Source organism: Vibrio rumoiensis (genome assembly GCF_002218045.2).
Classification (GTDB): Bacteria; Pseudomonadota; Gammaproteobacteria; order Enterobacterales; family Vibrionaceae; genus Vibrio; species Vibrio rumoiensis.
This window is the reverse complement of the sequence record NZ_AP018685.1, coordinates 2,499,556-2,514,678: the sequence shown is the minus strand read 5'-3', so window position 1 is coordinate 2,514,678 and position 15,123 is coordinate 2,499,556. Positions and strand designations below refer to the sequence as shown.

Below are 15,123 nucleotides of genomic sequence, written 5' to 3'. Positions count from 1 at the left end.
ATTACTGATATCGACTGTAAACCAGTAACGAAACCGGAGTTCATTGGTCATTACTCCTTGTCAGGAGAGCCTATGTTACAAAACAAAAAGGTAGCTTGTGTCGATTATAATGCGCAAAAGGATGAGTATCCCTTGGTTGGATATTTATATTCAAATGCAGTTGATTCAGATAGCCAGCTTTCCCATGACCAATTTTTTTATGAAGGTAGAATCAGCTTTTTTGAAACTACCGAAGGACAAATAAGCAAAGTATTATTAACTTCAATGTATGAAAAGCTTTCGAAACTTCGAAAACTAGAATTAGAGTCAGAAAATCCAATTACTGGTATTGCTTATGAAGCAACGGCGCAGTAGCCAGTTCGCCACCAAACGGCTGTAGATCGTGTTGATGAATATCTATGGTTACAATGGGACCCTATCGGTGTAAATGATTGGGAGGATTGTCGTGATGAGTACCAAGCTTATTGTGAGGATGTTACTCGCTTCGTGCTGTTCGGCTCTGTTGAGGATTTAGCTTTGTATCTTTGGGTGACGACTGTTTACCAATTAGGTTTAAGTGCAAATTCTGTAGAAGAGCAAAATACTCTTAAGCAAGATTGTGCTGTGCATGCCAACCGATTAAGACAACTTGTTTGGAAGTGAATCTATGGCCATCGACAAGGAGGAAAGAGAGCTGAATGCGGGAGGACCGGAAATTTTATCGGTAATGGAGGTAGCCGAATTGGCTTTTCGTTGCCAAGAAAAAGAAGCGAAGATCACCCTTTTACCGGACGGCTTGAGGAAGTTGGCTCTGGTAATATGCTCAAAACTCCCCGAACGCATTGGCGGCCCTGCTGAGTTTTTTCTTACTGTAAGTGCTGAGGATACGATAGCGCCCGCGTTTGGGGATATCACTTTGGAAGCGTATTTTAAAGGCATGTACAAATCTTCTTAATCACGCTTGTGATATCAAAAAGTAAACAAAGAGTAGTTCACTGCTCACATTGTCTTTGTTATAGGCATGAGAACTGAGTAACTTTCACTCGTCCAAGTATTGGTCTCCCACGTTCATTGATACCCTGTGTGGGCTTCTTAAATTCCCCCCGAATTGTGAACCCCACAGCTTTCCTCTTTTTACTCATCGCGATCTTTAGGACTCTCCGATTGACTTTTTGGATCTGCTATTTAACTTGTCTTCATAGTGCCTAAATTGTCCTCATAACTCATCTAAATCATTTTTTCTTTTAAATCAAAAATTAAATGTGATTTTTCTTGGTATTTAGGTGCTTTTTCTGATCATGTCGCCATGGTGAAGCCTTAACGTAATCCCTCAATATCTAAAGTTAACTCAAGTGCATGAAATCACATGTTCATCTCAATAAGGTTTGGTGAACAACGATTGAAATAACATTCTTTTTCAGTGCATTTCTACTTAATCGGTCATAACAAACAAAAACAGTCACAAGCAGTCATGACCGTTTTTGACTTTTGTTGTCACTCATCAATGAATTCAGTTCACAAAAAAAAAACCAAAACGGTCATGAATATTATGAAATTAGAGATTTATCACATTACCCAGGCGAATCGCTGAGTGTTCTATCACAAAGCGAGCTTATGCAGTCTCGTATATTTTGTTTATGAACATGCCCACAGTGACTGGGCGTAAATCACCTTAATATACATTGGACATCGGGGGATACATGCTACAACAAGTTCGACAGGCTGAAATTCTAAAAATTGCAGAGACGGACGGCTCCGTTATCGTTAACGATTTAGCCGAACGGCTTCAGTGCTCTAAAGAGACAATAAGACGCGACATAACAGCACTGACAAAACAGCATCTGCTGGTACGTACTTACGGAGGTGCATTGTATTCCAATGCCATGTTAAGTGTTGATCATAACGAGAAAACGTCAACCAATTTAGTAAGCAACGAACATCCCATAGGTAAAGAACAAGTCGGTTTTTATCGCCGAAAACAACAAAATGCGGAAGCAAAGATGGCACTGGCCAAGATTGCTCTCTCTCATATTCAACCGCATGATTTTATTTTACTTGATGGTAGCTCGACTTCATGGTTCTTAGCTAGGCAGTTGCCCGATATAACAATGACAGTACTAACACCATCGCTTGAACATATTCATGCGCTTGCTTCCAAGTCGAACATACGCTTGGTGTGCTTAGGTGGTGATTTTTCACCGACCGACTCGTGTTTCTTGGGCAAATTGGCTCAACGTGCATTAAGTGAATTTAACGTTGATAAGTTGTTTATTTCTTGTTCTGGATACAACGAAGAAGGAATTAGTGAAACCAGCCAACATACGATGGAATTAAAGCGGACCATGATTGAAGTGAGCAAGAAGGTCTACTTACTTGCTGATAACGCGAAATATAAAAATGTAGCTCCTTATCAATGTGTAGGATTCAATAAAATTGATGTAGCGATCTTAGACAATGAACCAGGAGCAGATCTTAGGCGAGAATTCGCCTGGAACAACGTGACACCTCTTATTACATAACAAAAGGTTTACTCATGAAAGTGAAAGCTCTGACTACGACAATTATTTCTACTCTTCTTTTTTCTGGTGCCGCTTTAGCGAATGATCCTATTCGCATGGGGGTTGTTGTAAAGGTTGGTGGTATCCCTTGGTTTAATGCAATGGAAAAGGGTATTGAACTTGAAGCTGAGAAACACGGTATTGATGCGTGGATGATTGGCCCAACGGCAGCCGACCCAGCTCAACAAGTACGTGCAATAGAAGACCTAATTGCGCAAAAAGTGGATGTTATCGGCGTTGTGCCTAACGATCCAACCGTGCTAGAACCTGTTTTAAAGAAAGCACAAGAACAAGGCATTAAAGTAATTGTGCATGAGTCACCGAATCAAAAGTTTGCTGATTGGGACTTCGAGTTAGCAGATGCAAAAATCTATGGCGAGACTTATGCGAAAGAACTTGCACGTTGCATGGGGGAAGAAGGTAAATATGTGACTTATGTTGGTGGATTAACAGTGCAATTGCATATGGATTGGCATGAAGCAATGGTCGATTATATTAACGAGCATTATCCCAAAATGACTCAAATATCTGACCCGTTTGGTGTGGCAGAATCTGTTGATGACACCATGCGTACAACAAACGATTTGTTTGCAAAATACCCTGATCTGAAAGGTATTGTTGGATTTGGTTCTCAAGGCCCAATCGGTGCGGCACGTGTGGTTCAACGCCAAAACAAAATAGATCAAACATGTGTCCTTGGTCCATTCTCTGCAAGCCAAGGTCAACGCCTAGTAAAATCAGGAGCCTTAAAAGGAGGATTTATTTGGAATCCACTCACTGCAGGTGAAGTATTTGTTCGCATCGCTGAAATGACAATGAACAACGATAACATTAAAACAGGAATGACTATAGAAGGATTAGGCCCTGTGGTTGTGACTGATAACAATATCTACGGTAATAAATTAGAACCACTCAATGAAGAAAACCTACCGCGCTTAGTCGCATTGGGTCTATAGCCCAAACTTTGTGGGAGGATGCTCCCGCAAACCGCTTCACCGATAAGGACATGCTATGGATACTCATTTTAATGATGGTACGGATCACTACATCCGTATATCAAAACTAACCAAATCCTTTGGAGGGCACAAAGCTCTCAATGATGTGGACTTTACACTTAATTATGGCGAAGTTCGTTGTTTAGCTGGCACGAATGGGTCAGGTAAGAGCACACTTATCAAAATTATTTGTGGTGTACATAAGCCCGATCCTGGCGCTCAAATCAGTATTGATGGTGTCGCTACACATAATATTACGCCGAACACAGCATGTGAACTTGGCGTACAGGTCATCTATCAAGATTTATCTCTTTTTCCCAACTTGTCGGTGGCTGAAAATATTGCGTTTACAACTCAGTTGACGCACCGCTTTTCCTTATTTAAACGTAAGAATGCTCATGATATTGCTCAACGTCTAATAGAGGAATTTCAGTTTGATCTCGACCTTGATGCCCGAGTAGAAGATCTGCCTATTGCACAGCGACAACAAATCGCCATCTGTCGTGCATTAGTCTCTGAAGCTAAGCTCGTGATAATGGATGAACCTACGGCCTCACTGACGCGTACAGAGGTCAATCAACTACTCTCGACTGTCAATCGTCTTAAAGCTAAAGGTATTGCAGTCATTTTTGTCAGCCACAAACTTGATGAAGTGCTAGAGATCTCCGACAACGTGTCTGTCATCAAAGATGGAGTGATGGTCGGTACCTATCCTGCTGCCGAAGTGACGCCGTTACGACTAACCGAGTTAATGACAGGACTTAGTATTTCACACCAAAAGCGTAACGTTGAAGTAGCAAAAGATGCCCCCGTTGTGATGAAAGTAGAAGGTTTAATTCGCGCTAATCAATACCAAGATATTAATTTCGAACTCAAGCTAGGACAAGTCATTGGCCTATGTGGTTTATTAGGCTCGGGTCGCACCGAGTTGGCGTTATCTTTGTTTGGTATTACCAAACCGGATTCTGGCCGAATATTTATAGATGGCATAGAAACGCAATTTGAAAACCATCAGGACGCTATCAAAAAAGGGATTGGTTATGTATCAGAAGACCGACTCACTTTAGGGCTCATTCTCGAACAATCCGTGAGTGATAACACCGTGGTCTCGATTATGGATCAGCTCGTCACTCCTGCGGGGCTTATTGATGAACCTCTCAGACAGAAAACCGTCTCGGAATGGATTCAAAATATGGGCGTAAAGGTCGCTGATCTCTCCTTACCCATTTCATCCTTGTCGGGAGGAAATCAACAAAAAGTTGTTCTTGCGAAATGGATCTTGACCCAACCGAAAATCCTTATTTTAGATTCACCAACAGTCGGTGTGGATGTGGGCGCTAAAGACAGTATCTATCAATTAGTTGAGCAGCTTTCTCGCCAAGGCGTTTCCGTTATTTTGATCTCTGATGAAGTGTCTGAGGTGTATTACAACTGCGATAAAGTTTTCCACTTTGAACAAGGAAAAATCATATCGGAATTTGATACACACTCTGTTACAGAACATGAACTGATGGAGACCATCAATGGATAAATTTAAACGGGTGTTACCCAAATCAGTTGAAGCTTGGATTATCGTCGTCATTGCACTCATGGTGTTGTTTTTTTCAAGCTTAAGCGATAACTTTTTAACGTTACGCAACTTTCTCGACTTGGCGGAAAGTTATTCCGTGACCGGGATCTTCGCCTTGGGGTTATTTGTTGTATTGGTAACTGGCGGTATCGATATCTCATTCGCAGCAATCGCATCAGTGACACAATACATGGTGGTGACTATCGCGATGAGCCTTGGTATTGAAAGCCCGCTGTTGTCCTTGGTCATTTGCATCGTACTTGGCATTGGCTTTGGTTTGATCAATGCGGTGCTTATCTACTATTTCAATATCATCTCTATCATTATCACTATCAGTATGCAATCGGTGCTGTTTGGGTTGTTAATGTGGATAACCAAAGGTCACAGCTTATACGACTTACCAGGTTGGTTATTAGATTGGTACACCGTTTTTCCTTTTGAGTGGAATGGACAATCCTATCAACTTGGCGTACCTCTCACTGTCCTTATAGTAATGACATTCTTCACTTGGTTTGTACTGACGAAAACCAACCTTGGTAGAAAAATTTATGCCACGGGTGGTGATCCAGAATCAGCTCGTCGCATCGGTATTAATGTGGGTGTCATTCATCTTATCGCCTACGGTTTTTGTGGTGCGATGGCGTCACTCGGTGGGTTAGTACAGATCTATCGCGCTTCCGAAGTTGTCCCAAACGCCTTAGTTGGAACCGAACTGGATGTATTAGCAGCGGTGGTTTTGGGCGGTGCAAGCTTATCTGGTGGTAAAGGGACAGTATGGGGAACGCTTATGGGCGTATTCTTAATCGGTTTACTTAAAAATGGCCTGAACATCATCGGCGTTTCAAACTATTTTTCCGACGTGGCAGTGGGCCTCGTCATTATCGCGGCGATTGTCATTACGCATTACGGCAAACGTCAAGAAACTAACGTCGGCTTTAGTTAGGAGCAGATATGAAATTCGTAAATAAATTGGGTGAGACTACCCTAAGTTTACTGGGATTAATTGCGATTGTCGTCGGGGTATTTTCCTTCTTGATCCCAGGAAAATTCCTTGCTTCTGTCACGTTCAGTAGCATGGCATTTCAATTACCAGAGTTGGGACTCATTACTTTAGGCATGTTCATTGCGATGCTTTCAGGTGGTTTAAACTTATCTATTATTACCACCTCAAATATAACCGCCTTGTTCATTGCTTGGATATTAGTCCACTTTATGCCAGCGGAAGCAGGGTTGGTCACGCAAAGTGTGTTCTTAACGATTGGGTTAATTGGCGCAATTATTATAGCAATCGCGGTTGGATGGTTATCGGCTTACTTTATCTCCCGCATCGGTATTCATCCTATCTTAGTGACACTGGCGGTAATGACAACACTAAGTGGCCTAGGTATTTGGCTCACCCACGGCGCCGCCATTAGTAATATGCCAGAAGTGGTGCTCTTTATCGGTAATGGTACTTGGATGGGCATACCTGTCTCGCTGTTATTGTTCTTAGCCGTGTCGTTTGCACTGTATGTCTTTTTAGAAAAAACACATCATGGCAAAGCGGTCTATTTAATTGGTTCGAACATCAACGCAACGTATTTCAGTGGCATCAATACACATCGAGTCATGGCACATGTTTACATCATTTCTAATGTGTTATGTGTGTTGGCGGGGCTAGTCATGATGGCTAGATTTAACTCAGCTCGCATGGGATATGGTGATTCTTATCTTCTGGTCACAGTATTGGCCGTCATTCTTGGCGGGACGGACCCTTTTGGTGGTTTCGGCAAAGTGCTCGATGTCGTGCTTGCTTTAGTTGTGCTCCAAGTTATCTCTACGGGACTCAATCTGATGGGGGTGTCTTCGCACTTTAGTCTCGCGATGTGGGGCCTCGCGCTCATTTTTGTCTTGGTATACCGCTTCTTGAAAAATAAACATGCAGATAGTCTAAAACTCAAATTAGCATCAAAAAAACCAAAGGTCGCCGACGAAACGGTGAGAGGATAACAGTAATGAACTTTAAAATTGCACCATCACTAATGTGTATGAATCTAATGGATCTGCCATCCGAATTAGCATTTCTCAATAAACGTATAGATTTTTATCATGTCGATATTATGGATGGCCACTTTGTGCCAAATCTGACTTTGTCACCTTATTTTGTCAGTCAGATCAGCCCATACACTACCGCGCCCATTGATTGTCATCTTATGGTTACCAATCCTGAAAACTTGATTGATCCTTTGATTTCGGCCGGAGCCGATATGATCTCAATGCAGTGTGAGGTGATTGGAAATCAAGCGTTTAGACTTATTAATAAAATAAAAGAAGCTGGAAAACAAGTGGGTATTGTCATTAACCCCGCAACACCTCTGAATCAAATAGAAGCTTACCTTAGTCATCTTGATAAGGTGACAGTGATGACAGTGGATCCTGGTTTTGCTGGTCAAACTTTTATTCCTGAAAGCCTAGATAAAGTCCGCGCGTTAGTCAAACTGCGTGAGAAGCATAGTTATAAATACTTAATCGAAGTGGATGGTTCGTGCAATAAAACAACTTATCAGCGTATGTACGCCGCAGGAGCTGAAGTGTTGGTCATGGGTTCAAGTGGGCTATTTGGTATCAACGGTGACTTACCAAGCTCGTGGAAAAAAATGGTCGATGATATGGCAACAGCCGTTATGGAGGCTATATGAACCAGAAAGGACGTGTATGTGTATTTGGATCATTCAATATTGATGCTGTAGTTAACGTCCCACGTTTTCCAAAACCCGGAGAGTCTCTCATTGCTCACGACAGCATGACTGGCCTTGGTGGTAAAGGTATCAATCAAGCCATTGCTGCTTCTCGAGCTGGTGCTCGAATTCATTTCATTGGAAAAATTGGTACAGATGAGTACACCGACATTTGCCACCGTATGTTAGATAATGCAGGGTTAGAAATTTTCACGTTATTTACGGCTGAAAATGTACCCACTGGTAAAGCGTTAATTTTTGTTTCTGATGACGGTGCCGAAAATATGATTGCGGTTCATCCAGGTGCCAATATGACGATCACTCATGAAGAGGTTGAACGTGCACTGAAAGTTGTTGAAGCCAGTGATATTTTACTCACTCAACTTGAAAATAATATTGATGCTTTACAAGCGCTAATTGAAAAAGCGCATCGTGAATCTGTTTATACCATTGTTAACCCGGCACCATACCAACCAATACCAGAACCGCTCTTTGCGAAAATTGACCTCATTACTCCTAATACAACTGAAGCTGAGTTGCTTACAGGTATTGAAGTTATCGATCGTACTAGCGCAGAGAAAGCTGCTGCGGTGTTACATCAAAAAGGAGTAGAGAACGTCATTATTACTTTAGGATCAAAGGGGGCGTTGTTGTCACACGAAGGTCGGACGCAGCTTGTTCCGTGCATTCCCGCTGATGCCGTTGATACCACTGGCGCTGGCGATTCATTTAACGGTGCATTAGCGGCTCGTTTAGCTGACGGAGATACTCTAGAAAAAGCGGTCATATTTGCTTCGGCTTACGCCTCTTGTGCGGTAGAAAAGCATGGTACAGCATTAACCATGCCAACAATGGAAGAAGCACAGAAGAAGATGAGTGCATATTGTGAATTTGTTTAATATGATGGTGTTGTAGGCACAAAAGGACTGGTCATGAGTTACGTTGTTGGTATTGATGTTGGTACTCAAAGTGCCAAAGGCTTATTGATGAATCGAAAAGGAGAAATAATAGAACAAGCTTCTAGCGCATATCCGTTATCTCAACCTTATCCTTTGTGGGCTGAGCAAAACCCCGACGATTGGTTTAATGCAGTTGCAGAAATAATTCATGAGATCTTAGCAAAAGTTGACGGTAATGACGTTCGTGCTTTGTGCGTGAGTACACTCTATGGTGGTGCGGGTGTTCCAGTGGACCGCTCTATCACGCCAATTCATCCCTGTTTAATTTGGATGGACCGCAGAGCAACTGATCAAGTCGATAAAATTAATCAAAATGTGGATACCCAACGGCTATTTTCTGTGTCTGGTAATGGTTGTGATAGCTATTTCGGCTATACCAAAATGCTTAGGTTGAAGGAGCATAAACCGGACGTTTGGCAAAAAACGCATTACTTTCTACCGCCCAATAGTTATATAAACTATCGCTTAACTGGCGAGATAGCGATAGACCACTCTTCGGCAGCGAATATTGGTGGCCTCTATGATATGCATAATCGAGACTGGTCAGAAGAAACCGCTTCTTTATTGGGGATCCCTCTATCAATGATGCCACAACGACTCCTTTACTCAGGCGAAGTAGTCGGTCATTTAACCAATGAAATGTCAACATTGTTCGGACTGCCGAACACATTACCTGTCTTAGCAGGAGGCGTGGATGCGGCTATGTCAACCTATGCCGCTGGGGTTTGTGGTCCAGGTGAGCATGTCGCTATGATTGGGTCTTCTATGTGTTGGGGGTTCATTCATCATGAAGCCAACGCTAAAAATGGATTAGTTTCCATGCCACATGTAGTGAATGGTCATCAAGGGATCTATATGTTTGGCGGTGCCATGACCGCTGGCGCAAGTGTTAGTTGGTTTATCAATAACTTTTGTGCTCTTGATAAACATCTGTCTCAGCAAACCGGCGAAAATGTTCACGCACTATTGACCGCAAAGTACGTTGCACTGATTTCGCGCTTTTTTGATGGCTTGTTTTATCGGTTAAGGTTCTACATTGCTCTTTCATTTTGACCTGTTTAGTGATGCCGTTTGATCCATCGAGGGTGTTAGCACAGAAATAAATCAATAATCCAGCCATATATGTGGGGTTTATTGTATTTGTGTGATCAATGTTTTGTTGGTTTGTGTGATTTATGTAATCAGTTGTTTTCTTGAGTAAATCTATTCTAGCTATGTGTAGAATTGACCTGGCCCTGACATTTGTCAGGTTCATCAATTGAAATGGTCGATCTTATCGTAAAATATAGGAATAAAGGATGTTCAATAAGAAAGCAGTGTCAACATTAAGCATAACGATTGCTTTAATATTAGCCGGTTGTGGTGGTAATGATTCAGACGATACCTCATCAAGTGACGGCACCTCAGATGCAGGGAAGTCGATTATGGCTATTGATGGTTATCTTTCTGCCGCTGATGTCTATGTGGACCGAAATGAAAATACGGTAGCCGACACCGATGAGTATTTGGGCCTAACAGATGATTCAGGTGTGTTTGTGATCCCTGAGTCAGACAGTGAATATGATGTCATTATTAAAGCGATTGCCGGACAAACATCGGATAGCGATAAAGCGGGTAAATTAACGGCTTCTTTTGATTTTATTGCGCCTTCTTCTGCAAGTTATATTACCCCGTATTCAACCATTGCTTATCAAAATAACATGTCATTATCAGAGCTTGCGACACAACTTGGTGTGGATGAAAGCATTCTGTCTGGTGATTATGTCAAATCAAAAGCGGATGGCTCAGACTCAGCCAAAAAAATCCACGCATTAGCACGCTCTTTAACTCTGAGAATTGGTGATGGTGCGGATCAAGAGGCATTGTTATCGGATTCAAAGGACATACTGACCCAATTGAATGATGCGATTAATAATGGTACCGATTTGGATGATATTGTGATCACCAAAACAGACGATGTTTTTGAGGTCACGGAAGCACCGAAAACAGTCGAAGACTACTTTAAAGGAAACAGCTTTTATATAACGAGTATGAGTGAATATTATCATTCCTCGGATAATGAAGGTGTTCAAAAGGTGACGTTTTCTGCTGAGACTAATGCCGTCAGTTTAGGCAGCGATAGTTATGATATTGAATACAACGCCAATGGTTTTAGCTTCCTTAATGATGATGGTGGATCTGATGGAATGGAGCGTGTCATTTATCAAAGTGATGAGTTTGCGTTAGCGATTGCCGATCAAGGTGATATGACTTTTTATTCAAAAATGGATTTCACCACAGGGTTAGATCCAATTCATAACATTGTCGAATCCGATTTTATTGGAAAAACATTTTATTATGTTATGGATGATTCGAGTGGGGATAGCCAAGGAACAAAGCCATTTATTGTCAAAATGGAATTTACTGGAGACCTTATTGATTTTAGCGGAACTGAGTATCCAAGAATGAAAATTTCAGACTACAATCCAGGCACTGGTAAGTTTGAACTCGTAGACTCAAGCTTCGGGGACGATATGTTCTGGTATTTAACCGATGATGCGCATAATCCTAGTTATCATGTTCATATTACGGGTGTTACAGAGGATGGTCTTTTGTCTATATCGCCTACGACAATGAGTAATGATGACTTCATGGTGTTTTATGAAGACTCTCAAGATCTTATGCCACGTATCCTAACAGAAAACAAAGAATTGGCGTTTGGTTTATATACTCAATGGTTAGAGGCGAATCAATAAATTTGTTTTTTTAAGCAGATTTGTTTAAGACTATAAAGTTATGACATTAGTTGAAATATTGGTCTGCTCAACAATAATGAGTTGACCTGTGAAATACTAATAAATGAATATAATCCGATAAACATATTAAGTGTTTATCGGATTTTTATATGTATTAACCTTGAGGGCGATGTATAAACATGAGCCTAAGCTCAGAGGAATGGGGATCGACTAGGCGTTACACTATACCTTGTTCAATCATAGCGTCAGCCACTTTTCTAAAGCCTGCGATGTTAGCCCCTAGGACTAAATTGCCAGGTTGACCGAACTCTTTACTTGCTTCATTGGCCGTTGTGAAAATGTTTTTCATGATCTCTTGCAAATGAGTATCGACTTTTTCAAAGGTCCAGTTTTGCATACTGGCATTTTGCGCCATTTCTAGTTGACTGGTTGCAACGCCTCCCGCATTGGCCGCTTTTGCTGGCCCATAAGCGATTTTAGCATCCACAATTGCGTTGGCCGCTTCTTGTGTAGTTGGCATGTTTGCACCTTCACTAACAAGCTGACAACCATTGCTGAGAAGTGCTTGTGCATCCGCTAATGTTAATTCATTTTGGGTGGCACATGGGAAGGCCGCATCCGCTTGATAACGCCATACAGCATGGCCGTCACTTGGGTAATCATCAACTGCGGTATACACTGCATCTGGATAAGTGTTTAGGTATTCTTCTAGCGAGCAGCGCTTCACTTCTTTTAGCACTTTGAGTAACTCAAGGTCGATGCCTTGCTCGTGATAAATCGTGCCGCGTGAGTCGCTACATGACACCGGTAATGCCCCGATTTGATACAGTTTTTCGATGGCATAGATTGCTACGTTACCTGCACCTGATACTAAGCACTTTTTACCTTTCAGCGAGTCGTCACGGTCATTGAGCATGTATTCTGCAAAGTACACCGCGCCATATCCTGTGGCTTCTTTGCGTACTAATGAGCCGCCCCACAATAAGCTCTTTCCTGTTAATACGCCTTCGTAACGTCCTGTTAAGCGTTTGTATTGACCAAACATATAACCGATTTCACGTGCGCCAATGCCGATGTCACCTGCAGGGACGTCTGTTGTTGGGCCGATATGACGATAAAGCTCGTTCATGAAGGATTGGCAAAAACGCATGATTTCACCGTCAGATTTTCCTTTAGGATCAAAGTTCGAACCACCTTTGCCGCCACCGATTGGCAAACCGGTTAGTGCATTTTTGAAGATCTGTTCAAAGCCTAAAAATTTGATGATGCTGGCGTTTACTGATGGATGGAATCGTAGGCCACCTTTGTATGGACCGAGCGCTGAGTTGAATTCGACACGGTAGCCTTTGTTCACTTGTACTTTACCTTGGTCATCCACCCATGGCACACGGAACAAGATTTGCCTTTCTGGCTCAATAATGCGTTCGATAATGGCTTGGTCTTGATATTGACGGTTGCTTTCGATGAGAGGAGCGAGTGAAGAGAGCACTTCTTCGACGGCTTGATAAAATTCTTTTTGCGCAGGACTACTGTGCTGTAGCGCATTGATTGTGTTTTGAATATATGGCATGTCTCTGTCCTAGATAGCATTGCATGTATTTATATTTATGGTGTTATTTAATAGTAACTGATTATAAATTCAATAGCATAGGATATATGTTGTGGTACTTTAATGACCTAAATGTTCCACTAAGCTAAATATCGCGTCGCAAATTTTTTTGTACTTCATCTATCAGTGTTTTTGGTACATCCCATTCATTAGCAAGTTGACGCCAAGTTGACACGTACTCAATCGTAGAATCAATTATATCGTCGATTTTTTTCTTGTTAAAAAATGGGGCTCAGTTTCGGTTTTGTTGCGTAATTCACATTTAGAGGTAAAAATACCTGAATGGTGTTATTTTGATCAACTCGGTAAGTTTTAGGCATACCTAGCCCTGTTAGCTTATTTAAAGCTTTGATCATTGCGTAAGCCTCTCCAACTTGAGCATTATAATTTCTTAAGCTTAGTGTTCCGCCCAATAGCTTTTTGACGCGATGCATCGCCGTTTCTGATATTGACCTTTTATGATACCCAAACCGGGTTTTCCACTGTTTATTTGATCCATAAAACCGCTGAAAACCAACGGATAGATTGCGTGGATGTCCCTTTTCCCAAAAGACGGCACCGAGTCTTGGAGGCACAAGTGGGATGGCTTTTTTGATCCGAATGGCTTCATAGCATTGTCGAGTATCGTAAGCGCCATCGCCTGATATCTCTAAGATGGTTCGACGTGTTTGCTTTAGCAAATTTGGTAGAACTTCTCCGTCACTGATATTCGATAAAGTTAATTCTGCCGCAATAATTTCATGGGTAACAATATCAACGCCAAGGTGTAATTTACGCCAGATCCGACGCTTCCCATCGGTACCATGTTTCCTTACTTTCCATTCACCTTCGCCATAAACCTTGAGGCCAGTAGAATCAATGGCTAAGTGCTGTATCGTGCCACGAGTTTTTGTTTTGAATGAGACTTCAACTTCTTTAGCCCGGCGACTAATACAGGAATAATGGGGACAAGTGAGTGGGACTTGAGCAAGTTGAAATACAGAATCTATAAACCCCTGCAATGCCCTTAAGGGCATTGAAAATATGCGTTTCACCATAAGCGCAGTTATTATCTGAAATCAGGCCTTTTATGCGATTGATTACTCTTTTACTCATCAGTTAATGTTAAACAGCACAGCTTTTCCGAAAAAATCTAATCTTCTTCATAAACTATGATAGTTAAATAACTTATTTACAACCAATAAAGCGCAATGAGATTGCTAAGCCAAGTTTTTGCGATTGATGTGCGTGCCTATGTCATTACGTCGAATCACTACTATTTGGTGTTACAGGTTACTTTCAGTGGCATCGTGAATGTCAGTGGAATAGTGAATTTGAGTGGAATAGCGAATTTGGCAGCGATAGTTCTTTAAGTGAGAATTTTTTATTAAGTCAATACAGTGGTAAAATTGTGGCTGTATTTGTTAAATGGAGGTAAATAATGAACGGTAATTGGGCTAATGTATTTCCGTATCTTGCTGGCGCTTTAAAGTTAATTGTATTAGCTATTGGTGCTTACTTCGCCATTAAATGGCATTTTGATGAAGATAGAAGAGTGAGAGAAGAAGCCGGTGTGGTATTTGATAAACCAACCATTATGAAAAAATTGGCAATGGTACTCGCGATCCCAGTCCTTCTGATTGTCCTTATCTTTTTATCGATTTATTCCACTAACTGGATACTCGACCATTATTAAAGGTAATTAGGGTAGAGTCACCTTTAAAAGACTAACCAGCAAGAGTCGATTTCTCATAGCCTTACTGGTTAAGTCGTTCTTATTAATAAATATGGGCTGTGTTGTAATACTCAACTTAAGAGATCTTTTGATACAGTTAAGCGACTCGGTCACTATTGAGCATTCCGAGGTGAGTGAAACGATTTGAAATGGAACAATTGATCAACATTTTCTGCCGTTGATTGGTCAATTCTAATGTGTGATTTGTTCCAATTATCTTCTTATTACCTCGTATAGCCGCTTCTAAAGTATTTTTCTTCAGTGCAGAAAAACCTATCAGGTTGTTC

General features: G+C 41.5%; 13 protein-coding genes and 1 pseudogene. 12 read left to right on the top strand and 2 right to left on the bottom strand.

Going from position 1 to position 15,123, the window contains the following annotated elements:
- The first annotated feature begins 72 nt into the window (after positions 1-72).
- The 11 genes from VRUMOI_RS11480 to VRUMOI_RS11430 all read left to right on the top strand — a co-directional run bounded on the left by VRUMOI_RS11480 (position 73) and on the right by VRUMOI_RS11430 (position 11,513).
- A complete protein-coding gene (locus VRUMOI_RS11480) occupies positions 73-354 on the top strand; it encodes a hypothetical protein (protein WP_089138391.1) in 282 nt (93 codons plus the stop codon).
- 292 nt (positions 355-646) lie between these two features.
- Entirely contained in the window at positions 647-934 is a 288-nt protein-coding gene (locus tag VRUMOI_RS11475) for a hypothetical protein (RefSeq protein WP_089138392.1), read from the top strand.
- A 745-nt stretch (positions 935-1,679) separates the two neighbouring features.
- A complete protein-coding gene (locus VRUMOI_RS11470) occupies positions 1,680-2,498 on the top strand; it encodes a DeoR/GlpR family DNA-binding transcription regulator (RefSeq protein WP_089138393.1) in 819 nt (272 codons plus the stop codon).
- Positions 2,499-2,512: 14 nt separating this feature from the next.
- Positions 2,513-3,493 (top strand): substrate-binding domain-containing protein, encoded by a 981-nt coding sequence (locus tag VRUMOI_RS11465; protein WP_089138394.1) that lies wholly within the window; start codon positions 2,513-2,515, stop codon positions 3,491-3,493.
- Between the two features lie 55 nt (positions 3,494-3,548).
- Positions 3,549-5,063 (top strand): sugar ABC transporter ATP-binding protein, encoded by a 1,515-nt coding sequence (locus VRUMOI_RS11460; RefSeq protein ID WP_089138395.1) that lies wholly within the window; start codon positions 3,549-3,551, stop codon positions 5,061-5,063.
- Complete coding sequence (locus VRUMOI_RS11455; protein ID WP_089138396.1) at positions 5,056-6,045, top strand: ABC transporter permease; 990 nt, start codon at positions 5,056-5,058, stop codon at positions 6,043-6,045. The genes VRUMOI_RS11460 and VRUMOI_RS11455 overlap by 8 nt, the downstream gene beginning before the upstream one ends.
- Positions 6,046-6,053: 8 nt before the next feature.
- Positions 6,054-7,091 (top strand): ABC transporter permease, encoded by a 1,038-nt coding sequence (locus VRUMOI_RS11450; protein ID WP_089138397.1) that lies wholly within the window; start codon positions 6,054-6,056, stop codon positions 7,089-7,091.
- Positions 7,092-7,096: 5 nt separating this feature from the next.
- Positions 7,097-7,780, top strand: coding sequence for a D-allulose 6-phosphate 3-epimerase (gene alsE / locus VRUMOI_RS11445; RefSeq protein WP_089138398.1), 684 nt, complete (start codon positions 7,097-7,099; stop codon positions 7,778-7,780).
- Positions 7,777-8,718 carry a ribokinase gene (gene rbsK / locus VRUMOI_RS11440; protein WP_089138399.1) on the top strand — a complete coding sequence of 314 codons (942 nt, stop codon included), beginning with the start codon at positions 7,777-7,779 and terminating at the stop codon, positions 8,716-8,718. Before alsE ends, rbsK begins: the two co-directional genes overlap by 4 nt.
- Positions 8,719-8,751: 33 nt before the next feature.
- Positions 8,752-9,831, top strand: coding sequence for an FGGY family carbohydrate kinase (locus tag VRUMOI_RS11435; protein WP_089138400.1), 1,080 nt, complete (start codon positions 8,752-8,754; stop codon positions 9,829-9,831).
- A gap of 245 nt (positions 9,832-10,076) precedes the next feature.
- Positions 10,077-11,513 carry a hypothetical protein gene (locus tag VRUMOI_RS11430; RefSeq protein ID WP_089138401.1) on the top strand — a complete coding sequence of 479 codons (1,437 nt, stop codon included), beginning with the start codon at positions 10,077-10,079 and terminating at the stop codon, positions 11,511-11,513.
- 217 nt (positions 11,514-11,730) lie between these two features.
- On the opposite strand, the gene gdhA is transcribed toward VRUMOI_RS11430, so the two are convergent.
- Both gdhA and VRUMOI_RS11415 read right to left on the bottom strand, forming a co-directional pair.
- Positions 11,731-13,083 carry an NADP-specific glutamate dehydrogenase gene (gene gdhA / locus VRUMOI_RS11425; protein WP_089138402.1) on the bottom strand — a complete coding sequence of 451 codons (1,353 nt, stop codon included), beginning with the start codon at positions 13,081-13,083 and terminating at the stop codon, positions 11,731-11,733.
- A gap of 347 nt (positions 13,084-13,430) precedes the next feature.
- Positions 13,431-14,174, bottom strand: a pseudogene (locus VRUMOI_RS11415) (IS5 family transposase); the annotation flags it as partial.
- Between the two features lie 368 nt (positions 14,175-14,542).
- Here VRUMOI_RS11415 and VRUMOI_RS11405 point away from each other — a divergent pair.
- Positions 14,543-14,797, top strand: coding sequence for a hypothetical protein (locus VRUMOI_RS11405; RefSeq protein WP_089138403.1), 255 nt, complete (start codon positions 14,543-14,545; stop codon positions 14,795-14,797).
- Positions 14,798-15,123: the final 326 nt, after the last annotated feature.

Excerpts from the sequence above, each read along its gene's own strand:
- VRUMOI_RS11480 (WP_089138391.1), top strand. The coding sequence starts at position 73 with ATGTTACAAAACAAAAAGGTAGCTTGTGTCGATTATAATGCGCAAAAG.
- VRUMOI_RS11475 (WP_089138392.1), top strand. The coding sequence starts at position 647 with ATGGCCATCGACAAGGAGGAAAGAGAGCTGAATGCGGGAGGACCGGAA.
- VRUMOI_RS11470 (WP_089138393.1), top strand. The coding sequence starts at position 1,680 with ATGCTACAACAAGTTCGACAGGCTGAAATTCTAAAAATTGCAGAGACG.
- VRUMOI_RS11465 (WP_089138394.1), top strand. The coding sequence starts at position 2,513 with ATGAAAGTGAAAGCTCTGACTACGACAATTATTTCTACTCTTCTTTTT.
- VRUMOI_RS11460 (WP_089138395.1), top strand. The coding sequence starts at position 3,549 with ATGGATACTCATTTTAATGATGGTACGGATCACTACATCCGTATATCA.
- VRUMOI_RS11455 (WP_089138396.1), top strand. The coding sequence starts at position 5,056 with ATGGATAAATTTAAACGGGTGTTACCCAAATCAGTTGAAGCTTGGATT.
- VRUMOI_RS11450 (WP_089138397.1), top strand. The coding sequence starts at position 6,054 with ATGAAATTCGTAAATAAATTGGGTGAGACTACCCTAAGTTTACTGGGA.
- alsE (WP_089138398.1), top strand. The coding sequence starts at position 7,097 with ATGAACTTTAAAATTGCACCATCACTAATGTGTATGAATCTAATGGAT.
- rbsK (WP_089138399.1), top strand. The coding sequence starts at position 7,777 with ATGAACCAGAAAGGACGTGTATGTGTATTTGGATCATTCAATATTGAT.
- VRUMOI_RS11435 (WP_089138400.1), top strand. The coding sequence starts at position 8,752 with ATGAGTTACGTTGTTGGTATTGATGTTGGTACTCAAAGTGCCAAAGGC.
- VRUMOI_RS11430 (WP_089138401.1), top strand. The coding sequence starts at position 10,077 with ATGTTCAATAAGAAAGCAGTGTCAACATTAAGCATAACGATTGCTTTA.
- gdhA (WP_089138402.1), bottom strand. The coding sequence starts at position 13,083 with ATGCCATATATTCAAAACACAATCAATGCGCTACAGCACAGTAGTCCT.
- VRUMOI_RS11405 (WP_089138403.1), top strand. The coding sequence starts at position 14,543 with ATGAACGGTAATTGGGCTAATGTATTTCCGTATCTTGCTGGCGCTTTA.